Origin of the sequence: Microbacterium sp. BE35, assembly GCF_031457705.1 — a bacterium.
Classification (GTDB): domain Bacteria; phylum Actinomycetota; class Actinomycetes; order Actinomycetales; family Microbacteriaceae; genus Microbacterium; species Microbacterium trichothecenolyticum.
The window spans coordinates 438075-459578 of the sequence record NZ_JAVDXD010000003.1 but is presented as its reverse complement, the minus strand read 5'-3'; the positions used below and the strand labels follow the sequence as shown (position 1 = coordinate 459578).

Annotated in this window: 22 protein-coding genes; 6 read left to right on the top strand and 16 right to left on the bottom strand. The window is 70.2% G+C overall.

Translation table 11 applies throughout. The features are described 5' to 3' along the window. Genes J2Y46_RS13610 through J2Y46_RS13600 form a run of 3 tightly spaced genes read left to right on the top strand, consistent with a single transcriptional unit; the run spans window position 1 to window position 1435 of the window. A complete protein-coding gene (locus J2Y46_RS13610; RefSeq protein ID WP_310242974.1) occupies window positions 1-465 on the top strand; it encodes a MarR family transcriptional regulator in 465 nt (154 codons plus the stop codon). Continuing rightward, the gene (locus J2Y46_RS13605; protein ID WP_157005694.1) at window positions 462-728 is read left to right on the top strand and encodes a hypothetical protein; all 267 of its coding nucleotides are present in this window, start codon (window positions 462-464) and stop codon (window positions 726-728) included. The genes J2Y46_RS13610 and J2Y46_RS13605 overlap by 4 nt, the downstream gene beginning before the upstream one ends. Before the next feature lie 20 nt (window positions 729-748). Then, window positions 749-1435 carry a trimeric intracellular cation channel family protein gene (locus tag J2Y46_RS13600; protein WP_045302669.1) on the top strand — a complete coding sequence of 229 codons (687 nt, stop codon included), beginning with the start codon at window positions 749-751 and terminating at the stop codon, window positions 1433-1435. 115 nt (window positions 1436-1550) lie between these two features. Here the strand turns inward: J2Y46_RS13600 and leuA are convergent, their stop codons facing one another. Beyond that, complete coding sequence (gene leuA / locus J2Y46_RS13595; protein ID WP_045302931.1) at window positions 1551-3311, bottom strand: 2-isopropylmalate synthase; 1761 nt, start codon at window positions 3309-3311, stop codon at window positions 1551-1553. Window positions 3312-3571: 260 nt separating this feature from the next. Here leuA and J2Y46_RS13590 point away from each other — a divergent pair, with 260 nt between their 5' ends. Further along, the gene (locus tag J2Y46_RS13590) at window positions 3572-4201 is read left to right on the top strand and encodes a hypothetical protein (RefSeq protein WP_045302671.1); all 630 of its coding nucleotides are present in this window, start codon (window positions 3572-3574) and stop codon (window positions 4199-4201) included. Window positions 4202-4213: 12 nt separating this feature from the next. Here J2Y46_RS13590 and era read toward each other — a convergent pair whose 3' ends face one another. The 12 genes from era to J2Y46_RS13530 form a co-directional block, all read right to left on the bottom strand. Continuing rightward, the gene (gene era, locus J2Y46_RS13585; RefSeq protein WP_310242966.1) at window positions 4214-5158 is read right to left on the bottom strand and encodes a GTPase Era; all 945 of its coding nucleotides are present in this window, start codon (window positions 5156-5158) and stop codon (window positions 4214-4216) included. After that, window positions 5155-6507, bottom strand: a complete 1353-nt coding sequence (locus tag J2Y46_RS13580) for a hemolysin family protein (RefSeq protein ID WP_045302674.1) — start codon at window positions 6505-6507, stop codon at window positions 5155-5157. Before J2Y46_RS13580 ends, era begins: the two co-directional genes overlap by 4 nt. Next, entirely contained in the window at window positions 6504-6974 is a 471-nt protein-coding gene (ybeY, locus tag J2Y46_RS13575; protein ID WP_045302676.1) for an rRNA maturation RNase YbeY, read from the bottom strand. Before ybeY ends, J2Y46_RS13580 begins: the two co-directional genes overlap by 4 nt. Further along, window positions 6971-8002 carry a PhoH family protein gene (locus J2Y46_RS13570; RefSeq protein ID WP_084695790.1) on the bottom strand — a complete coding sequence of 344 codons (1032 nt, stop codon included), beginning with the start codon at window positions 8000-8002 and terminating at the stop codon, window positions 6971-6973. Before J2Y46_RS13570 ends, ybeY begins: the two co-directional genes overlap by 4 nt. Before the next feature lie 52 nt (window positions 8003-8054). Beyond that, window positions 8055-8402 (bottom strand): HIT domain-containing protein, encoded by a 348-nt coding sequence (locus J2Y46_RS13565; RefSeq protein ID WP_310242961.1) that lies wholly within the window; start codon window positions 8400-8402, stop codon window positions 8055-8057. A 66-nt stretch (window positions 8403-8468) separates the two neighbouring features. Further along, a complete protein-coding gene (locus J2Y46_RS13560; RefSeq protein WP_310242958.1) occupies window positions 8469-9206 on the bottom strand; it encodes a 16S rRNA (uracil(1498)-N(3))-methyltransferase in 738 nt (245 codons plus the stop codon). Between the two features lie 3 nt (window positions 9207-9209). After that, a complete protein-coding gene (gene dnaJ / locus J2Y46_RS13555; RefSeq protein ID WP_045302688.1) occupies window positions 9210-10322 on the bottom strand; it encodes a molecular chaperone DnaJ in 1113 nt (370 codons plus the stop codon). Window positions 10323-10373: 51 nt separating this feature from the next. Beyond that, window positions 10374-11414 carry a heat-inducible transcriptional repressor HrcA gene (gene hrcA, locus J2Y46_RS13550; protein WP_045302690.1) on the bottom strand — a complete coding sequence of 347 codons (1041 nt, stop codon included), beginning with the start codon at window positions 11412-11414 and terminating at the stop codon, window positions 10374-10376. 127 nt (window positions 11415-11541) lie between these two features. Beyond that, on the bottom strand, window positions 11542-12759 hold the full coding sequence (gene hemW, locus J2Y46_RS13545; RefSeq protein ID WP_310242955.1) for a radical SAM family heme chaperone HemW: 1218 nt from the start codon (window positions 12757-12759) through the stop codon (window positions 11542-11544). 7 nt (window positions 12760-12766) lie between these two features. Further along, a complete protein-coding gene (locus J2Y46_RS13540) occupies window positions 12767-13417 on the bottom strand; it encodes a DUF1990 family protein (RefSeq protein ID WP_045302694.1) in 651 nt (216 codons plus the stop codon). Between the two features lie 27 nt (window positions 13418-13444). Further along, window positions 13445-15295 carry a translation elongation factor 4 gene (lepA, locus tag J2Y46_RS13535; RefSeq protein ID WP_045302696.1) on the bottom strand — a complete coding sequence of 617 codons (1851 nt, stop codon included), beginning with the start codon at window positions 15293-15295 and terminating at the stop codon, window positions 13445-13447. Between the two features lie 51 nt (window positions 15296-15346). Continuing rightward, complete coding sequence (locus tag J2Y46_RS13530; protein ID WP_045302698.1) at window positions 15347-16495, bottom strand: pyridoxal phosphate-dependent aminotransferase; 1149 nt, start codon at window positions 16493-16495, stop codon at window positions 15347-15349. A 40-nt stretch (window positions 16496-16535) separates the two neighbouring features. Between J2Y46_RS13530 and J2Y46_RS13525 the strand changes: the two genes are divergently transcribed. Continuing rightward, window positions 16536-17261 carry an alpha/beta fold hydrolase gene (locus tag J2Y46_RS13525; protein ID WP_045302700.1) on the top strand — a complete coding sequence of 242 codons (726 nt, stop codon included), beginning with the start codon at window positions 16536-16538 and terminating at the stop codon, window positions 17259-17261. Here J2Y46_RS13525 and J2Y46_RS13520 read toward each other — a convergent pair. Both J2Y46_RS13520 and J2Y46_RS13515 read right to left on the bottom strand, forming a co-directional pair. Continuing rightward, a complete protein-coding gene (locus tag J2Y46_RS13520; RefSeq protein ID WP_045302702.1) occupies window positions 17250-18500 on the bottom strand; it encodes an MFS transporter in 1251 nt (416 codons plus the stop codon). The genes J2Y46_RS13525 and J2Y46_RS13520 overlap by 12 nt on opposite strands. After that, the gene (locus J2Y46_RS13515) at window positions 18497-19855 is read right to left on the bottom strand and encodes a GH1 family beta-glucosidase (RefSeq protein WP_310242945.1); all 1359 of its coding nucleotides are present in this window, start codon (window positions 19853-19855) and stop codon (window positions 18497-18499) included. Before J2Y46_RS13515 ends, J2Y46_RS13520 begins: the two co-directional genes overlap by 4 nt. A gap of 235 nt (window positions 19856-20090) precedes the next feature. Here J2Y46_RS13515 and rpsT point away from each other — a divergent pair, with 235 nt between their 5' ends. Beyond that, complete coding sequence (gene rpsT / locus J2Y46_RS13510) at window positions 20091-20351, top strand: 30S ribosomal protein S20 (RefSeq protein WP_045302706.1); 261 nt, start codon at window positions 20091-20093, stop codon at window positions 20349-20351. An 86-nt stretch (window positions 20352-20437) separates the two neighbouring features. Here the strand turns inward: rpsT and holA are convergent, their stop codons facing one another. Continuing rightward, window positions 20438-21475 carry a DNA polymerase III subunit delta gene (holA, locus tag J2Y46_RS13505; protein WP_045302707.1) on the bottom strand — a complete coding sequence of 346 codons (1038 nt, stop codon included), beginning with the start codon at window positions 21473-21475 and terminating at the stop codon, window positions 20438-20440. Window positions 21476-21504 lie beyond the last annotated feature (29 nt).

Sequence of the window (21504 nt, the reverse complement as noted above, 5' to 3'; positions counted from 1 at the left end):
ATGTCCGGCACTCAGATTCTCGACACGCTGCTCGCATTGACGGGCGTCCTGAGCGCCGACCAGGAGCGCGAGCTCGATCGCCGAGGCCTCACCCCTGCACGCACCCACGTCCTCTGGCTCGTCTTCCACGAGGGCCCGCGCACCCAGGCGGAGCTGGCAACGGGGCTCGGCGTCACGCCGCGCAATGTCACGACCCTCGTCGATGGACTCGAGGCCACCGGCTTCGCACGCCGCGAGCCGCACCCCCACGACCGCCGGGCGGTGCTCGTGACGCTGACAGACCGCGGTGAGGTGGCCATGCGGGCCATGGATGCCGAGCACACCCGACTCGGCGCACAGCTCATCGACGGCCTCGACGACGCGACGGCGCAGGCGACGCTGCGCGGACTGAACCACGTCCTCGACCGGCTGAGCCGGCTCATCGCGGAGCACGAGGCCCGCACCGCCGAGGATGACCCGTCGTGAGCGCCGTCGACACTCCCCGCGACAGCCCACCCCGACCGGAGCGGTCGCCGGGCAGCCCCACTCGACCCGCGTGGCGGGCGAAGCTGGGCACCTTCACCCGGCGCGCGTGGATCATGGAACTCGGCGTCTACCAGAGCATCTACCGGTTCGTGTTCCGCCGGCCCCGCGTTCCCGCGGGCGCCCGCGACCGCATCGAGGCGATGCGACTGTGGACGGACGATCTCGACGGATTCCTGTCGGCGGTGCGCACCCACATCCCCTGATCGCCGTCGACAATGGAGGGGTGTACGAGCCGGTCTTCGTGATCCCCCTCTGGGCCGACCTCATCGCCGTGGGCCTCGGCGGAATCCAAGGCGCGCTGTTCGCCTCCGGCTTCCGCGGCGAACGCCGGCTCGACATGCTCGGCGTCGCGATCATCGGCATCGTCATGGGCATGGGCGGCGGGCTCATCCGCGACCTGCTGCTCAACGTCACGCCGACCACGCTGCAGAGCAACTGGTACCTGCTCACCGCCGGTGGCGCGGCCCTGTTCGGGATGCTGCTCGCCGGCCTCTTCCAGCGGCTCAACGCCGTCATCGTCGGCCTCGATGCCCTGGTCATCGGCCTGTTCGGCGCATTCGGCACCAGCAAGGCCCTCGTCCTCGGGCTTCCGCTCGTGCCGGCCGTCTTCGTCGGGGTATGCGCGGCGGTAGGCGGCGGCATCCTCCGCGACGTGATCATGGGCCTGCCGGTCGCGATCATGCATGTGGGCTCGCTCTACGCAGTCGCCGCGGGAGTCGGATGCCTCGTCCTCGCGACGGCGGAGGAGCTCGGCGTGAACGTGGTCATCGCCGCGGTGATCGGCATCGTCGTGACGACGGTGATCCGTCTGCTCGCGGTGATCTTCGACATCTCGCTGCCCGAGCAGCGGGCGCTCTACCGTCGCAAGGTGGCCGTGGAGACCTCGACGATCCCGATCGTGAAGCACTGAGGCATCCGCGGTTCGTCCCTGCGCCTCGACTCGTCAGCCGCTCGACGACCAGCGGCGGCGAACACCGACGGGCGCGCGCGGGGATCACCCGCGCACACCCGTCGACGGTTCGCGCTCAGACGCCCGCGAGGGCCCCGGTGCGCTGCCGCGTACGGATGGCGCGGTTCACGCCCGACACGATCGCCTTGAGCGATGCGGTCGAGATGTCCGAGTCGATGCCGACGCCCCAGAGGCGCTCGCCATCGACCTGGAGTTCGATGTAGGCGGCCGCCTGGGCGTCGCCGCCGGCGCTGAGGGCGTGCTCGACGTAGTCGTAGAGCGTCACGTCGAATCCCTGTGCGCGGATGATCTCGAGGAAGGCTGCGACCGGGCCGTTGCCGCGACCGGATGCCTCGAACCGGTCGTCGCCGTCACGCAGCGTGATGTCGAGAGCGACGTCGCCTGACAGGTCGCTGCGGGTGCTGGTCGCCAGCAGCTCGAAGCGTCCCCAGCGCTCGTCGGCGACCTCCGACGGCAGGTACTCGTCGGTGAAGATCTTCCAGATCTGGTCGCTCGTGACCTCGCCGCCCTCGGCATCGGTCTTGGCCTGCACCACACCCGAGAAGTCGATCTGCAGCTTGCGCGGCAGGTCCAGCGAGTGGTCGGTCTTCAGCAGGTACGCGACGCCGCCCTTGCCCGACTGCGAGTTGACGCGGATGACCGCCTCGTACGAGCGACCGAGGTCCTTCGGGTCGATGGGCAGATACGGCACCGCCCACTCGATCTCGTCGACGGTGACGCCGGATGCCGCAGCGCGGGCGTCCATCGCCTCGAAGCCCTTCTTGATCGCGTCCTGGTGCGAGCCGCTGAACGCGGTGAACACCAGGTCGCCGGCCCACGGGCTGCGCTCGTGCACCGGCAGCTGGTTGCAGTACTCGACCGTCCGCTTGACCTGGTCGATGTCGCTGAAGTCGATCTGCGGATCGATGCCCTGCGTGAACAGGTTGATGCCGAGCGCCACCAGGTCGACGTTGCCCGTCCGCTCGCCGTTGCCGAACAGACAGCCCTCGATGCGGTCGGCGCCGGCCATGTAGCCGAGCTCGGCCGCAGCGATCGCGGTGCCGCGGTCGTTGTGCGGGTGCAGTGAGAGGATCACGTTCTCGCGGTGCGCGAGGCGGCGGCTCATCCACTCGATCGAGTCGGCGTAGACGTTCGGCGTCGCCATCTCGACGGTCGCGGGCAGGTTGATGATGACCTTGCGCTCAGGCGTCGGCTCGAAGATCTCGATGACCTGGTTGCACACGTTCAGCGCGAATTCGAGCTCGGTGCCGGTGTAGCTCTCGGGCGAATACTCGTAGAAGACCTTGGTCTCGGGGATGCGCTGCTCGAACTGGCGGCAGAGGCGCGCGCCCTCGAGGGCGATGTCGATGATGCCCTGCTCGTCGGTGCGGAACACCACCTCACGCTGCAGCACGCTCGTCGAGTTGTAGAGGTGCACGATGGCCTGCTTGGCACCCGCGATGGACTCGTATGTGCGCTCGATGAGGTGCTCGCGCGCCTGCGTCAGCACCTGGATCGTGACGTCATCCGGGATGAGGTCCTCTTCGATGAGCTGACGCACGAAGTCGAAATCGGTCTGGCTCGCCGAGGGGAAGCCGACCTCGATCTCCTTGTAGCCCATCCTCACCAGCAGGTCGAACATGATCCGCTTGCGCTCGGGGCTCATCGGGTCGATGAGCGCCTGGTTGCCGTCGCGAAGATCGACGGCGCACCAGCGGGGTGCGGTCGTGATGCGCTGGTCGGGCCAGGTGCGGTCGGGCAGATTCACGGTGATCTGCTCGTGGAACGGCCGATACTTGTGGGTCGGCAGGCCCGAGGGCTTCTGGGTGTTCTCCATGATGTCGTCGCTTCTCTCGTCTGTTCCGAGCTGCTGCCCGATCGGGGCGGCTCGATGCCTGATGATGCGGGCCAACGAAAAGCTCCGCGACGAGGAAGGCCCTAGAACGAGGTCTCGTCGCGGCGGCTAAGAAGGAGAAGCCGGCCGAAGCGCATGGATTCAGGCTACACCCCGTTGCGAGCAGAGAGCGAACGGATGACGGACGGATGCCGCGGCATCCGTTTCTGAGACGATCGGCGTCGACGCGACACCATCGAGACATGAGAGGTCTCCATCGCCCCCTCGGCATCGCCGCCACCGCCGCCGTCGTCATGGTCGCCATCGCCGCGTGCGCGAGCGCGGGTCCCGGCGGGACGCCCGCACCCGCGTCGCTCGGGGCCGTCACCCCGATCCCGCCCGAAGGCGAGGTCTCCGCCACCGGCACCGTGATCGACACCGGCGGCGCCGCACAGCTGTGCCTGGGCGCGGTCGCGGAGTCGTATCCCCCGCAGTGCACCGGGATCCCGCTGGAGGGCTGGACGTGGCAAGGCGTCGACGGCGCGGAGTCGTCGGGTGACGTCACGTGGGGCGCGTATGCGGTGCGCGGCACGTACGACGGCGAGTCCTTCACTTCGACGCAGCCGCCGATCCTCCTCGCCCTGTACGACCCGATCCGGCCGGAGGACCCGACGGGCGGGACACCCGGCACGGGCGACGAGGCGACTCTCGCGGCCATCCAGGACGAGCTCCCCGCCAAGCTCGGCGACGCCTATCTGACCTCTTACCCGCAGGACGGATGGCTCTGGGTCGACGTCGTGTGGGACGACGGGAGCTGGCAGGAGGCCGCCGACGCCGAGTACGGTGCCGACACGGTCGTCATCCGCTCGGCGATCACCGAGACCGGCGGGTGAGCGGGGCTCGGGTCAGAAGCCGAGGCGTCCGAGCTGCTTCGGGTCTCGCTGCCACTCCTTCGCGATGCGCACGTGCAGCTTCAAGAACACCTTGGTGCCCAGGAGCGGTTCGATCTGCGCGCGGGCGCGGGCGCCGACATCGCGCAGCCGGGAGCCCTTGTGGCCGATGATGATGCCCTTCTGGCTGTCGCGCTCGACGACGATGTCGGCGTAGACGTCGGTCAGGTCGGAGTCCTCGCGGGCCTCCACCTCCTGCACGACGACGGCGATCGAGTGCGGCAGTTCGTCGCGCACGCCGTCGAGGGCGGCCTCGCGGATGATCTCGGCGATCCGGTCCTCGGTCGACTCGTCGGTGACGACGCCCTCCGGGTACAGGGCGGGGCCTTCCGGCATGAGGGCGAGCAGCTCGTCGCTCAGGACCTCGAGCTGGTCGCGAGTGAAGGCGGAGAGCGGGATCACGGCGGCCCAGTCCTCGCGGAGCTGGTCCACCTCGATGAGCCGCTCGGTGATCTCGTCGCGGGTCGCGGCATCCGTCTTCGTCACGATCGCGACCTTCTTCGCGCGGCCGTAGCCGCTGAGCGACTCCGCGATGCGGCGATCGCCCGGTCCGACCTTCTCGGTCGCGGGCACGCAGAAGCCGATGACGTCGACGTCGCCGAGCACCTGCTCGACGAGGTCGTTCAGGCGCTGCCCGAGCAGCGTGCGGGGCTTGTGGAGGCCCGGGGTGTCGACGATGACGAGCTGACCGCCGGGGCGGTTCAGGATCCCGCGGATCGCCCGGCGGGTGGTCTGCGGCTTGTCGCTGGTGATCGCGACCTTCTCGCCGACCAGGGCGTTCGTCAGCGTCGACTTGCCGACGTTGGGTCGACCGACGAACGTGACGAAGCCGGATCGCCCCTCGCCGGACGCAGCGGTCGAGTCGGCCTCGGGTGCCGGTGCGGGGTCTTTCTCGGTCATGACGTCTCTTCCTTCCGAGGCAGCCGGATCTCGCCGGTGCGGGGGCTCACGATGCGGATCTCGCCCGTGCGCGGTGAGCGGCCGACGCCGAGAGCGGGATCGCCGCGCTCGACGAAGACCGTCGAGATTCCGCGCCCGCGCCCGCGGGACGATCCCCCGGTGAGCACGAGGCCGGCGTATTCGGCCGTGGCGCCCGGCTGCGGCACGCGGCCCAGAGCCTTGCCCAACAGCCCGCCGATGGAGTCGACGTCCTCGTCCTCGAGCTCGAGACCGAACAGGTCGCCGACTTCGTCGAGACCCAGACGGGCGCTCACGCGGTAGTGACCGGGCTCCAGTTCGGTGACTTCCTCGGCGCGCGGGTCGTACTCGTCCGCGATGTCGCCGACGAGCTCCTCGATGAGGTCTTCGAGCGTCACGAGTCCCGACACGCCGCCGTACTCGTCGACGACGAGACACACGTGCACGGCGTCGCGCTTCATCTGCTGCAGCAGCGTCTCGGCCTTCATCGACTCGGGTACGAACACCGCCGGACGCGCGATCCGGCTGATCGGGGCATCCCGCCACCCGGTCTCGTCGCGGAAGCCGAACTGCACCAGGTCCTTGAGGTACAGCACGCCGATGACGTCGTCCGCGTCGTCGTCCACGATCGGCATCCGCGAGACGCCCTTCTCGAGGAACAGCGTCATGGCTTCGCGCGTCGAGGTCGAGGCATCCACCGTCACCATGTCGGTGCGCGGCACCATCACGGCCCGCACGAACGTGTCGGTGAAGTCGAACACCGAGTGGATCAGCTCGCGGTCGTCCTGTTCGATGAGTTCGTTCTCGGCCGCCTCGTCGATGATGCTGAGCAGCTGCTCCTCCGACGCGAACGACGAGCCTCGCGACGCGCCCGGAGTGATGCGCGTGCCGAGCGCGACGAGCCCATGCGCGAGCGGGCCCAGGATGATGCGTACGCCACGAACCACCGGAGCCGCCCCGCGGAGCAGCCCGCGGGCGTGCAGCCGGCCCACCGATCGCGGGCTGGCGCCGACGACGACGTACGAGACGCCGGTCATGAGCAGGGCCGCCGCCAGCATCGCCCACCAGATGTTGTCGAACAGGTCGACGAAGGCGACGGTGACGAGCACGGCGGCCGTCGTCTCGGCCAGCACGCGGATGAAGATCACGGCGTTGGCGTGCGCGTCGGGATCGTCCGCGATCTTCCGCAGCGACGCCGCGTTGCGCCCGCCTGCTCCGAGCTCGGCGAGGTCGGCGCGGGAGGTGACGCTGAGCGCCGCGTCGATCGCAACCATGAGGGCGCCGAACGCGAGCAGGAGCGCTGCGGCGACGAGAAGGAGGGCGGCGGTCATGCGCGAGGTCGTCGGCGTTCGGATGCCTGGAACGAGGTGATGAGCTCGCGCTGCAGTCCGAACATCTCCCGCTCCTCCTCCGGCTCGGCGTGGTCGAAGCCGAGGAGGTGCAGCAGGCCGTGCGTGGTCAGGAGGATGAGCTCGTCGAGCGTGGAGTGCTTCGCGGCGACCGCCTGGGTCTCGGCGACCTGCGGGCACAGCACGATGTCGCCGAGGAGGCCCGCAGGCGTCGGGGCGTCCTCGGTGCCGGGACGCAGCTCGTCCATCGGGAAGCTCAGGACGTCGGTCGGTCCAGGCTCGTCCATCCACTGGACGTGCAGCGCCTCCATCGCGCCCTCGTCGACGAGGAGGATCGCGACGTCGGCCTCGGGGCTGACGTGCAGTTCGGCGAGGTTGTGCTCCATGAGCCGCAGCAGGACCGTCTCATCGACGGCGATCCCCGATTCGTTGCCGATCTCGATGGTCATGGGCGTCCTCGCTTCGGAAGGTGGTCACGGGGTCCGCCGGTGCGGGCGGTGGCGGCACGCCGCTCGGCGCGGTTGGCGAACTCGGAGGCCTCGTCGCGCTCGCGACGTGCGGCGAGCCGGCGCTCGTCGTACTCGCTGTAGGCGTCGACGATGCGGCCCACCAGCGTGTGGCGCACGACGTCGTCGCTCGTCAGGTACGAGAAGTGGATGTCGTCGATGTCGCCGAGCACGCGCGTCACCAGCCGCAGACCCGACGCGCCCTGCGGGAGGTCGATCTGCGTGATGTCGCCGGTGACCACCATGCGCGTGCCGAAGCCGAGGCGCGTGAGGAACATCTTCATCTGCTCAGGCGTCGTGTTCTGGGCCTCGTCGAGCACGACGAACGAGTCGTTGAGCGTGCGGCCGCGCATGTACGCCAGCGGCGCGACCTCGATCGTGCCGGTCGCCATGAGCTTGGGCACGAGCTCGGGGTCCATCATCTCGTTGAGCGCGTCATAGAGCGGCCGCAGGTACGGGTCGATCTTGTCGGTGAGCGTGCCCGGGAGGAAGCCGAGCCGCTCCCCCGCCTCGACGGCCGGCCGGGTCAGGATGATGCGGCTGACCTCCTTGCGCTGCAGCGCCTGGACGGCCTTCGCCATAGCGAGATACGTCTTGCCGGTACCGGCCGGGCCGATGCCGAACACGATCGTGTTCTCCTCGATCGCGTCGACGTACGCCTTCTGGCCGAGGGTCTTCGGGCGGATGACCTTGCCGCGCGACGACAGGATGGCCTCGCCGAGCACCTCCGACGGGCGGAGCCCGGCTTCGCTGCGGAGGATGCGGTTCGACGACGCGACGTCGTCCTCGCCGAGCGACTGGCCCGCCTTCGTCATCGCGAGCAGCTCGTCGACGAGCGTCCGCGCCGCGGCGACGGCCGGCGCCTCGCCCGTGAGCGTGATCTCGTTGCCGCGCACGTGCACATCGACACCCGGGTGCTCCTTCTCGACGACCCGCAGCAGTCGGTCCTGCGGACCGAGGAGCTGCACCATCGCGACGCCGTCGACCTCGACGTGGTCGCTCACCGTCTCATGACCGGGTTGATCAGGCACCGATGCTCTTCTCTTCGAGGCCCCCCGCGAGCACATGGGCGTGCACGTGGAAGATGGTCTGGCCCGCGTTCGGGCCGGTGTTGAAGACCAGGCGGAAATCGCCGTCCGAATGCTCGGCGGCGACCGTGTTCGCGAGTCCCACGAGCTCGGCCATGAGGGCCGGGTCGCCCGCGGCGAGCTCGACGACGTTGCGGTACTCCTCGGTCTTGGGGATCACCAGCAGGTGCACAGGCGCCTTCGGGGCGATGTCACGGATGGCGAATGCGTTCTCGGTCTCTGCGATGATCTCGGACGGGATATCGCCGTCCAGGATGCGCGTGAAGATCGAATGTCCACTCATGTCGCAAGTCTACCGACGGGGCCCCTCGGCAGGATCCGGGACCGGTCGGGTGATCCTGTCGAACCGTCACCACCGCCCGAGTGCGGTGCTGACGACAGCCAGCGCCGCGGGACCCGCGGTCGACGTGCGCAGCACGGTGTCGCCGAGGCGCACGAGTCGCGCGCCCGCGGACGCGAGGGCGTCGAGCTCTTCGGGGGCGATGCCGCCTTCGGGTCCGACGACGAGCACGACGTCGCGCTCCTCATCGGGCTCCACCGCGAGCGCGCTGAGCCGCTCTGTGGCCGTCGGCTCGAGGACCAGCACGACGGATTCCGGCGCCCGGCGCGCGAGCGCCGCGGTCGTGGTCAGCTCCGCCACCGCCGGCACCCACACGCGGTGGGCCTGCTTCGCGGCCTCCCGCACGATGGTGGCCCAGCGGGCGCGGCCCTTCACGGCCTTCGCCGCGTCCCATCGCGAGACGCTGCGTGCGGCCTGCCACGGCACGATCTCGTCGACGCCGAGCTCGGTCGCCGCCTGCACGGCGAGCTCGTCCCGATCCCCCTTGGCCAGCGCCTGCACGAGCACGATCCGCGGGCTCGGGGCTGCGGCATCCGTCCGTCCGTCGATGCGCACGATCACCTCGCGGGGCGCGACCGACTCGACCGTGCCGGTCAGCCACGCTCCGCGCCCGTCGCCGACCGTGACCTCCTCGCCGATGCGCACCCGGCGCACCGTCGAGGCGTGGTGGGCCTCCGCACCGGTGAGCGTCACGGCGTCGCCGGGAGCGGCGCCGACGGGCTGGTCGAGGAGGAAGTGCAGTGCCACCGGTCAGCTGTTCCGGAAGCGATCGCGGAGCTTCGCGAACAGGCCCTGGTGGAACTCGGCGAGCTTGGGGGCCGGCGCCTTGGTGCGCTTCGCGAAGTCCTCGATGAGGGCGCGCTCCTTGTGGTCGAGGCGCGTGGGCGTGACCACGTGCACGCCGACCTTGAGGTCGCCGCGCTGCGAGCCGCGCAGCGGCGTGATGCCGCGGCCCTTGATCGTCAGGATGTCTCCCGCCTGCACGCCTGCCCGCACCTCGAGGTCGACCGGGCCGTCGAGCGACTGGATGGTCGTCGTCGTGCCGAGGATCGCGTCGGGCATCGACACTTCGAGCGTCGCCAGCAGGTCGTCGCCGTCACGGCTGAACACCTCGTGCGGCTGCACCGTGACCTCGATGTACAGGTCGCCGTTGGGGCCGCCGGCCGGGCCGACCTCGCCCGAGCCCGGCAGCTGCAGGCGGAGCCCGGTCTCGACGCCGGCCGGGATGTCGAGCGACACGGTGCGGCGGGCGCGCACGCGGCCCTGGCCCTGGCAGGTGGCGCACGGGTACGGGATGGTGGTGCCGTAGCCCTGGCACACGTTGCACGGCTGCGTCGTGACGACGTTGCCGAGGAGGCTGCGCACCTGTCGCTGCACATTGCCGGTGCCGTGGCAGATGTCGCACGTGACGGGGCTCGTCCCGGGCTGGCAGCAGGAGCCCTGACAGGTCTCGCACACCACGGCCGTGTCGACCTCGATGTCGCGGTGCGTGCCGAACACGACATCGCCGAGCTCGAGCGTGACACGGACGAGGGCGTCCTGGCCGCGCTCGCGGCGCGATCGGGGCCGGCCCCCGCGCGAGCCGCCCGCCGCGCCGAAGAACGTCTCGAAGATGTCGTTGAACCCGCCGAAGCCGCCGGCGCCGCCGAACGGCGAGTCACCGCCGCCCATGTCGTAGCGGGCGCGCTGCTCGGGGTCGCTGAGGACGTCGTACGCGTGCGTCACGAGCTTGAAGCGCTCGGATGCCTCCTCGCCCGGGTTCACATCCGGGTGCAGCTGACGGGCCAGCCGCCGGTACGCTTTCTTGATCTCGTCGGTGGAGGCGTCGCGTGAGACGCCGAGGACCTCGTAGTGGTCAGCCACTTTCGCCTTCCTGCCGCGGCCGCGCCGCGGGATCGTGTGTGCGCGCGTGCGTCAGCGGGAGCTGTCGTCCTGCTCGAGCATGCGCGTGAGATAGCGCGCGACGGCGCGGACCGTCGCGAGGTTCGTGGGGTAATCCATGCGCGTCGGGCCCAGCACGCCGACGCGGGCGAGAGAGCCCGTCGCGTCGTAGTCGCTGGCGACGACGGATGCCTCGGCCAGGCCGAACGCCTCGTTCTCGCGGCCGATGCTCGCCGCGAGTCCCTGCTCGTCGGCGACCATCTCCCCCATCAGCCGCAGCAGCGTCACCTGCTCCTCGATCGCCTCGAGGAGCGGATAGATGCTGCCGCGGAAGTCGGATTCTCGGCGTGCCAGGTTGGCGCTGCCGGCCATCACGAGCTTGTCCTGGCGGAACTCCTCGAGCTCCTCGGCGACGGCGCGGACGATCTCGTCGGTCGCGCGCTCGTGCGCCGGAGCCTGCGCATCCCGTCCTTCGAGGCGCTCGGCGATGCGCTGCAGTCCTTCGCGGACGGGCCGGCCGACCAGCAGGGTGCCGAGCCCCGCACGGATGTGCGCGAGGTCGACGTCGTCGAATTCCTCGCCGACGAAGGTCAGGCGCTGCGACACGCGTCCCGTGTCGGTGACGACGATCACCAGCATCCGTCCGCCGCCGAGCTGGACCAGCTCGACGTGGGTGACCGTCGCGCGCGCGAACGAGGGGTACTGCACGATCGCGACCTGGCCGGTCAGCTGCGTGAGGGCGCGCACGGTGCGCACGAGGACGTCGTCGAGGTCGCCGGAGCCGTCGAGGAACGAGGCGATGGCCGCCCGCTGGGCCGGCGACAGCGGCCGGAGCTCCGCGAGATGGTCTACGAAGACGCGGTAGCCCTTGTCCGTCGGTACGCGGCCCGACGAGGTGTGCGGTGCGACGATGAGCTCTTCGTCCTCGAGCAGCGCCATGTCGTTGCGGATCGTCGCGGCCGACACTCCGAAGGCGTGCCGTTCGACGATCGCCTTGCTGCCGACCGGCTCGCGCGTGTCGACGTAGTCCTGGACGATCGCCCGCAGCACCTGCAGACCCCGTTCGCTGACCATCCCGCCTCCTCACGCCGCAGCTGGCACTCGCATGACTGGAGTGCCAATTCTATCCGATGGCCCTGTCAGGATCGTCGAGCGACGCCGAGACAGATTGCGAAGCCGTCCCACGCACGATCGCTCCGGGCTAATCGGTGAGCGCCCGCACCACCGCATCGGCGAGCAGACGCCCACGCCGCGTGAGCACGACCCTCCCGCGCAGGGCGGCAGGACCCTCGATGAGTCCGTCCGCGATCAGCGCGGCTACCGCGTGACGGCCTTCGCCGAGGAGCTCCTCGACGGGGAGCCCCTCGCGGATGCGGGTGCGCAGCAGCATGCTCTCGAGGTTCCTGGCCGCGGCATCCGGGATCTCCCGTCCGGCGGCCGGCGACTGCCCCGCGGCCAGCCGTTGCGCGTAGGCGGCAGGGTGCTTGACGTTCCAGAACCGCACGCCCGCGACGTGGCTGTGCGCGCCGGGGCCGAAGCCCCACCAATCGGCGCCGACCCAGTAGGCGAGGTTGTGGCGGGAGCGGTGCGCGTCGCCGCGCGCCCAGTTCGACACCTCGTACCAATCGAACCCTGCTTCCCCGAGCAGATCGTCGGCGAGCTCGTACATGTCGGCTTGCAGGTCGTCGTCGGGTGCGACGACCTCGCCACGGCGGATCTGGCGGGCGAGCTTGGTCCCGTCCTCGATGATGAGCGCGTACGCGGAGATGTGGTCTGACTCGAGGGACACAGCCGCCTCGAGCGAGGTGCGCCAGTCGTCGAGCGATTCGCCCGGAGCGCCGTAGATGAGGTCGACGCTGACGTCGAGCCCCGTCTCGCGCGCCGCAGCCACCGCGGTGCGGACGTTGTCGGGATCGTGCGTGCGATCGAGGGCGGCCAGGACGTGCGGGACGGCGGACTGCATGCCGATGGACAGGCGCGTGACACCGGATGCCGCGAGCTCGGCCGCCACCGCAGGCGTCACCGTGTCGGGGTTGGCCTCGACCGTGATCTCGGCGCCGTCGGCGATGCCGAACGTGTCGCGCACGCCGGCCAGCATGCGTGCGAGGTCGCCGGGCGGGAGGAGAGTCGGCGTGCCGCCGCCGAAGAACACCGTCGACGCGGGGCGGTTGCCTCCGGCGCGCTCGAGAACGGGCGCCGACAGCGCGATCTCACGAAGGAGCGTGTCGGCGTACTCGTCCTGTCGGGCGCCGCGCAGCTCGGACGACGTGTACGTGTTGAAGTCGCAGTAGCCGCAGCGGACACGGCAGAAGGGGACGTGCAGATACACGCTGAAGTCGGCGGCCGGATCGATGCGCGTGCCGGGCGGCAGCGAGCCGTCCGAGGGAACGGGCTCGCCGAGCGGAAGAGCGGAGCCCATCAGCGCCTCACGCGGGGGTCGTGTACAGCGGCGAGATCGCGCGCAGGTACCGCGTGAACAGCTCGCGACGACGGCGCTTCGTGAGCCCCGGGAGCATCCGGTACAGCACGGCACGGGGCGCGTCGAACGCGCGGACGGTGAACCACACCTCGTCGTTGTCGTACCAGTCGAGCATGAACGACTCCTCGCCGCTCACCACGGAGTCGCTGACGGTCCCGAGCGCGAAGCCGACCCGCCGAGGCTCTTCGACGGCGAAGATGACGCGAAGCTCCGCGTCGGCACGGAGCCCCTTGACGCGGCCGTCGACGCGGATCGTCGTGCCCGCGCCGACGAACGGGGTGCCGTCGACGTCGAAGCGCTGCTCGGCCTCGGATCGGCTGGGCTTGACGGGGTTGCCCTCCGCGTCGAAGCTCACCCCCGAGTACATGGGCCCGGACGCGGGGCGCACGTCGCTGACCTCGAGCCCGGCACCGCGCTGCGCGGTCCATGACATGAGCGCTTCGCTCGCGGCGCGGAAGCGGGCTTCCCCGCTGCCGATCCGCCAGGACTGCTCCGCCGGGATGCTGCGCTCCGGCGGATACTGCATCAGGTCCGGCGCTTGGGTCGCCCCGACAGCGGCATAGTCGACGGTGTCGTCACGGAAGGTTCCTCGACGCATGGATTCCAGCCTACTTCGCGAGTCGCATCACTTCTTGGCAGGACCCTCGACGTCGCCTGAGAGCGCGGCGATGAACGCCTCCTGGGGGACCTCGACGCGACCGACCATCTTCATGCGCTTCTTTCCCTCCTTCTGCTTCTCGAGGAGCTTGCGCTTGCGGGAGATGTCACCGCCGTAGCACTTGGCGAGGACGTCCTTGCGCATCGCGCGGATGTTCTCGCGGGCGATGATGCGGGCGCCGATGGCTGCCTGGATGGGCACCTCGAACTGCTGGCGCGGGATGAGCTTGCGCAGCCGCTCGGTCATCATCGTGCCGTAGGCGTACGCCTTCTCGCGGTGCACGATCGAGCTGAACGCGTCGACCTTGTCGCCCTGGAGCAGGATGTCGACCTTGACGAGGTCGGCGGTCTGAGAGCCTGCGGGCTCGTAGTCGAGACTCGCGTAGCCCTGCGTCTTGGACTTGAGCTGATCGAAGAAGTCGAACACGATCTCGCCGAGGGGCATGTGATAGCGCAGCTCGACGCGGTCCTCGCTGAGGTAGTCCATGCCCAGGAGGGACCCACGGCGGGACTGGCACAGCTCCATGACGGTGCCGACGTAGTCCTTGGGCAGCAGGATGCCGACCTTCACGACCGGCTCGGACACCTCCGCGACGCGCCCGTCAGGGTACTCGCTCGGGTTGGTGACGACGACGGTGTCGCCGGTGTCGGTGGTGACCTCGTACGTCACCGAGGGCGCGGTCGTGATGAGGTCGAGGTCGAACTCGCGCGAAAGGCGCTCGGTGATGATCTCGAGGTGCAGAAGTCCCAGGAAGCCGCAGCGGAAGCCGAAGCCGAGCGCCACCGATGTCTCGGGCTCATACTGCAGGGATGCGTCCGACAGCTTGAGCTTGTCGAGCGCCTCACGCAGGTCGGCGTAGTCGCTCTGGTCGATGGGATAGATCCCCGAGAAGACCATCGGCTTCGGGTCGGTATAGCCGGCGAGCGCCTCGGTCGCGGGCTTGCGCTGGTTGGTGACGGTGTCGCCGACCTTGGATTGGCGTACGTCCTTCACGCCGGTGATCAGATAGCCGACCTCACCGACGCCGAGCCCCTTCGTGGGGACGGGCTCCGGGCTCGACACGCCGATCTCGAGGAGGTCGTGCGTCGCCTTCGTCGACATCATCTGGATGCGCTCGCGCGGCTCCAGCTTGCCGTCGACCATGCGGACGTACGTCACGACGCCGCGGTAGGAGTCGTACACCGAGTCGAAGATCATGGCGCGGGCCGGGGCATCCGCGTTCCCCTTCGGAGCGGGGATCTGCTCGACGATGCGGTCGAGCAGCGTCTCGACGCCCATCCCGGTCTTGCCGCTCACTCGCAGCACGTCGTCGGGCGAACCGCCGATGAGGCCGGCCAGCTCTGCGGCGTACTTCTCGGGGTCGGCGGCCGGCAGGTCGATCTTGTTGAGCACGGGGATGATGTGCAGGTCGTTCTCGAGCGCGAGATACAGGTTCGCGAGGGTCTGCGCCTCGATGCCCTGCGCGGCGTCGACCAGGAGGATCGCACCCTCGCAGGCGGCCAGCGAACGCGAGACCTCATAGGTGAAGTCCACGTGGCCGGGGGTGTCGATCATGTTGAGCGCGAAGGTCTGATCGGCGGCGGCCCACGGCATGCGCACGGCCTGCGACTTGATCGTGATGCCGCGCTCGCGCTCGATGTCCATGCGGTCGAGGTACTGCGCGCGCATGTCGCGGTCGGAGACGACACCGGTGATCTGCAGCATGCGGTCGGCCAACGTCGACTTGCCGTGGTCGATGTGGGCGATGATGCAGAAGTTGCGGATCAGCTCGGGCGGCGTGGCAGAGGGCTCGAGGGGCTTCAGGGCGCGCGGTGACATGTCCAGACGATTGTACGGGTGCGCGCCCCTCGACGAACCCCGGGGCCGGTGTCAGGGTCGGGCCGGAGCGGGGATGCGACTCAGCCCTTCGAGCAGCTCGTCGCGGTCGCTGGCCACGCACACGCGGATCCAGCCCTCGCCCGAGGCGCCGAACGCGCTTCCCGGAGCGACGGCGACCCCCTCCTCGTCGAGGAACCGCTCGCACCACGCGACGACATCGCCGCCGGAGACATGCGCGACGTCGATCCAGAGATAGAACGCCCCTGTGGGGTCGAGGTAGCGCAGACCCCGTGCGTCGAGGAGCGCCGTCGCGGCGGCGAGGTTGTCGCGGTAGTGCGCCGCACTGCGCCCGACCGCCGCCTGGTCGCCGGTGAGCGCCTCGGCGGCCGCCCGCTGCGACGGCTCATCGACGCAGCTGACCACGGACTCCTGCACGCGCAGCATGGTCTGCCGCCATCCCGGAGGTGTGACCAGCCACCCGACCCGCGCTCCGGTCATCGCGTAGGTCTTCGACATCGAGAACACCGACAGCACGCGGCCGTCGTCATCGAGGGTCGCGGGGCTCACGTGGCGCTCGCCCCACGTGAAGCGCTCATACACCTCGTCGCTGATGAGCCACAGGTCGTGGCGGCGCGCCAGAGCGATCAGCGCCTCCAGCGTCGGGCGGTCGAACGTCGACCCGAGCGGGTTGGAGGGGGTGTTCACGATGATTCCTCGCGTCCGCGGCGTGACCAGCGACTCGAGCTCGGCGAGATCGGGCTGGAACGCGCGCCCGGGGCGCAGCGGATACGGCACCGGCGTCGCCTGCAGGAGATGGGCGTTCATCGTGAAAGTCGTGTAGCCGGGGTCGGGCACGAGCACTTCGTCGCCCTGCGACAGGGTGAGCGCCATCGCCAGATGCAGCGCCTGGGTCGCGCCGACCGTCACCCAGATCTGCTCGAGGTCGACGTCGAGGGCGTTCTCGCGAGCGAGCTTGTCCCGGATCGCTTCCCGGAGCGCCGGGATCCCGCCGTTCGGGGTGTAGCGGATCGCACCCTCGCGCCACGCCTGGGAGGCGGCATCCCTGATCCGCTCCCCGGCGACCTCTCCCGGCTCGCCCACCGCGAGGATGATCGTGCCGGGGCGGCGCAGGGCGCGCTCGAGGATGTGACGCACACCGGAACCCGGCATGCGCGCGACGTGCGGGGCGATCTCGGGCATGCCGCCATGCTAAGCGGGCGCGCGCGGCTACCCTGGCGTCATGGTCGTCCAGGTCGTGCTCGTGCACGGCATCCGGACGTCTGCGACCATGTGGCGCGCCCAGGAGGAGTACCTGACGGCCCGAGGCAATCCCGTCACGGCCGTGGACCTTCCCGGCCACGGCTCGCGGATGGCCGAGGATTTCACGCTCGAGACGGTGTTCGAGACGATCGACTCCGCGGTGCGCGCAGCGGCGGAGCGCGGCCCGGTGCTGCTGTCGGGGCACTCGATGGGCGGCCTGCTGTGCATCGAGTACGTGGGCGCCGAGAAGCCGCCACCGGTCGCGGGATTCATCGCGGCATCCTGCACCGCGATCCCTCGCGGCGTCGCGCTCGCCACGTACCGCGTGCTCGCCCGCGGCTTCGACGCCCTGCCCGATCGTGGCATGTGGCTCACCGATCGCATGCTCGACCGCATCCTCCCCGAAGAGACCCGCGCCGATTTCGGGGCCGGCGGGTACGCGCTGGATGCCCAAGACGTCGCGCTGCGCAGCCTCTCGGTGCTCGACCTGCTCGCGGCCCTGCATCGCATCGACGTGCCGCTGTGGTTCGTCAACGGGCAGTGGGACCAGCTCCGCGTGAACGAGAAGCTGTTCATGAGGGTCGCCCAGCACGCCGAGCTCATCGTCGTACCGCGGACGACCCATCACGTGACGGTGATGCGGCCGCGCGTGTTCGACGCGGTGCTCGAGGTGGCGCTCACGACTCTCGAGGCCTCACAAGGCTGACGCGGCGCGCTCCCGGCTGCGGATCGCATACGTCATCAGTCCGCCCGCGATCGACAGGATGCCTCCCACGAGGAACAGCAGCCAGAAGCCGCCCACGAGGGCGACGAGACCGGCGCCGAGGAGTGGGCCGATGAGCTGACCGAGGCTCGCCGAGACGTTCACGAAGCCGAGGTCGCGGGCGTGGTCCTCGGGATACGGGAGCAGGTCCGTGCCGAGGGCGAGCCCCACCGACATGTACGCGCCGTACCCGACGCCGAGGAGCGCGGCCGCGATCATCGCGGTCGAGAGCGACGGGGCCACCACCAGGATGATCGACGCGAGCCCCTGGACGACTGCCGACCACACGACGAACGGGATCCGTCGCCCGGTGCGGTCCGACATCCACCCGGACGCGATCGAGGAGCCCACCACGAACAGGGTGTAGACGAGGATCAGGAGCAGCAGCTCGTCCTCGGCCGTCGCTGGGTCGCGCTGCAGACCGTACAGCAGGAAGAACAGCAGCAGGCCGGTCCCGAGCGCGTTGCCGATGTTCACGGTGAGCCGCCCGGCGAGCAGCCACGCGAAGTCGCGATCGCGCAGCGCTGCCAGCCGTTCGCCGAGCGTGCGCACCTGGCGGGCGACGGCGACGTCGGAGCGCGCCGGCGGGTCGGGCAGCAGGAGCGCCGACGCCGTGCCGACCACCGCCAGGAAGCCGGCGAGCACGAGGTACCCGACCACGACGCCGAGCTCGAGCAGCACGATCACGCCCACGCCCACGACGATGCCGAGCGCCTGCGACGAGGAGACGGCGGCGGATGCTGCGCCCCGCTGCGTCGTCAGCTGGTCGGCGATGAGCGCGGTGAAGGCCGCGGAGGCGACCGCGACGCCGACAGAGACGCCCACCCAGGCGAGTCCCACACCCCACGGTCCGGACGCGAACGCGATGGCGGCGAGCGACGCGGTCCCGAGCCACACTCCGCCGAGCGCCCAGGGGCGCCGGCGCCCCATCCTGCCGCGCGTGCGGTCGGACAGGCCGCCGGCGACAGGCGCGGCGATCACGCCGGCGATGCCGCCCATCGCCAGCACGAGGCCGGACGACACCACGCCCGACACCCACCCGTCGGGGTCGTCGGGCGTGTTGAGCTGCAGCGGGATGAGCAGCTGCAGCGGCGTGAGCTGCACGGTCCACAGCGCGAGCCACGCGAGCGTGAAGAGCGTGAACCACCCCACGCCGACCTTGGCGCCCTGCCGGGCGCTCATGCGCGTGCCTCCGCGATGAGGGCGCGGTACCAGTCGAACGACGCCTTCGGGGTGCGTGCCGAGGTGTGGAAGTCGACGTGGACGAGACCGAACCGCTGGGTCCAGCCGTCCGCCCACTCGAAGTTGTCCAGGAGCGACCACACCGTGTACTCCCGCACGTCGACGCCGTCGGCGGCGGCCGCGCCGACGGCGTCGATGTGGCCCGCCAGGTACGAGATGCGGTCGGAGTCGCGGACGGGGCCGTCGACGTGGTCGGGCTCCGGGAAGGACGCCCCGTTCTCGCCGATCACGAGCGGCGGCAGACGGTCGCCGTAGCGTTCGCGGAAGTCGAGCAGGAGGCCGGTGAGGGCCGCGGGCACGATCGGCCACTCGGATCCGAAACCGGTGACGGGCGCGCCGGGCGTGGGCACGATCGCGAACGGGACAGGGCTGTCGTCGGGACCGGCGGCGACCGTCGTCGGGTTGTAGAAGTTGATCCCGTAGAAGTCGCCCGGCGCCGAGATCAGCTCGAGATCGCCCTCCTCGACGGGCATCGGCGGGATCCCGAACGCCTCGAGGTCGGGGTAGGCGCCGGTCAGCACGGGGTCCGCGAAGACGCGGTTGTGGAGCACGTCGTACACGGCGGCGGCCGTGAGGTCGGCATCCGCCTGCGACGCCGGAAGCACGAGGGTGTGGTTGTTGACGATCCCGACCTCCTCGGCCCCGGATGCGCGCAGCGTTCGCACGGCGAGGCCGTGCGCGAGCAGCTGGTGGTGCACCGTCGGCAGTGCGCCGAACAGCAGCTGCCTTCCCGGCGCGAGCGTGCCGACGGCGTAGCCCTGCAGCGACGTCGAGACCGGCTCGTTGAGCGTGTACCAGTGACGGATGCGGTCGCCCAGCGACTGCGCGACGATCTCGGCGTACTCGCCGAAGCGCAGCGCCGTGTCGCGAGTGAGCCATCCGCCGCGCTCTTCCAGGACGCTCGGGAGATCCCAGTGGTACAGCGTCGCGAAGGGCGTCACCCCCGCCGCGAGCAGGTCGTCGGCGAGGCGTCGGTAGTAGTCGAGCCCGGCCTGCCGGACCGGGCCGCCGGGCTCGGGCTGCACCCGCACCCACGAGATCGAGAAGCGATAGCGGTCGACGCCGAGCGCGGCCAGCAGCTCCACATCCTCGCGGTGACGCCGGTAGCTGTCAGGACCCGGGTCCGCCGTCGCCCCGTCCCGCACCGCGCCGGGCGTCGCGACGAAGTCGTCCCAGATCGACCGTCCGCGTCCGTCAGCGGCGCGCGAGCCCTCGACTTGGAAGGCGGCGGTCGCCGCCGACCACCGGAAGCCCGGCGGGAACGGCGAGAGATCGACGGACGGATGCTGCGGCACGGCGGACTCCTTCGTCACTGAGCGCGTTCGGGTGAGCACGCTCCCACGCGTAGATCATGCATCATGGAAGGGCTTCGCCGCGCACGCCTGTGAGTGTCAATGGCTCCTCGGTTCACCTGATAGAATCCTTGTTTGGCTTGCGTGTGGGTTCGCCCTCACGACCGCCGCGAAGCGCCCCTCTCTCGCTGACCGGCACATCAATCCGATTCACCTTCGAACGAAAGAACGTCGACACGTGGCGAACATCAAGTCGCAGATCAAGCGCAACAAGACCAACGAGAAGGCGCGCGAGCGCAACAAGGCCGTCAAGAGCGAGCTGAAGACGCACGTCCGTCGTACCCGCGAGGCGATCGCGGCCGGCGACAAGGCCGCGGCCGAGAAGGCGCTGGGCACGGCTACCAAGAAGCTCGACAAGGCCGTCAGCAAGGGCGTCATCCACAAGAACCAGGCGGCGAACCGCAAGTCGGCCATCGCCAAGCAGGTCGCCGCTCTCTGAGCCTCTGACAAGCTCCGCGACTCCGAGTCGCGTGAAGGCCCGTCCCGAAAGGGGCGGGCCTTTCGCTTGCGCTCGCGGGCGTCGTGTCAGGCACCGTACGGCGCGCGCGTGGCGATCACCGTGATCATGCGCTCGAGCGCGAACACCGCGTCGCGCGAACCGCCCTTGACCTCGGCATCCGCCCGTGCCGTCGCCTGGATCGCGCGGCCGAGGCTCTCTTCGTTCCAGCCGACCAGGTCGCGACGTGCGCGATCGATCTGCCAGTCCTTCATGCCCAGTCGCGAGGCGAGGGCCTTCGCCGGCTCGCGGTTGCCCGCGACCCGCGCCATCGTGCGCAGCTTCATGGCGACGGCCGCGACGAGCGGCACCGGGTCGGCCCCCGAGGCCAGGGCGTGCCGGAGCGCGATGAGCGCCTCGCCGTAGCGCCCCGCGATCGCCGTGTCGGCGACCGTGAAGGCCGACGTCTCGACGCGGCCGCCGTAGTAGCGCTCGACGACCTGCTCGGTGATGTCGCCGGGGACGTCCGCGATGAGCTGCTGGCACGCCGCCGCGAGCTCGGTGAGGTCGTCGGCGAACGCGGAGACGAGCGCGCGCAGCGCGGTCGGCGCGATGCGCTTCTTCGCTGCCTGGAACTCGCCCGCGGCGAAGTCGAAGCGGTCCGAGTCGCGCTTGACGGCCGGGCACGCGATCTCGACGCCCGAGCCCTCCCCCGCACGGATCGCGTCGAGCAGCTTCTTGCCGCGCACGCTCGCACCGGTGTGCCTGAGCACGACCGTCGCGCCGTCCTGCGGGGCGGCGAGATACGCGACGGCCTCGGCGAGGAACGTGTCGGAGCACTTCTCGACGCCGCTCACCCGGACCAGTCGGGGCTCGCCGAACAGCGACGGCGACGTGACGCCGAGGAGCGTTCCAGCGGCGTAGTCGTCGGCGCGGATGTCGGACACCTCGAGCGTGGGGTCCTCCGCACGGAGATAGTCGCGCACGCCCGCGATCGCCCGTTCGGCGCAGACCTCCTCCGGCCCCGAGACGAGCACGATCGGCGCCGGCTGCGGAGCCCGCCAGGACAGCTGGGGAATGGCGCTGCGCGCGGCCTTCGCGGGTGCTCGGCGTGCGGGGGAAGCCATTCCCCCAGCCTACCGACGCCCACCGACGG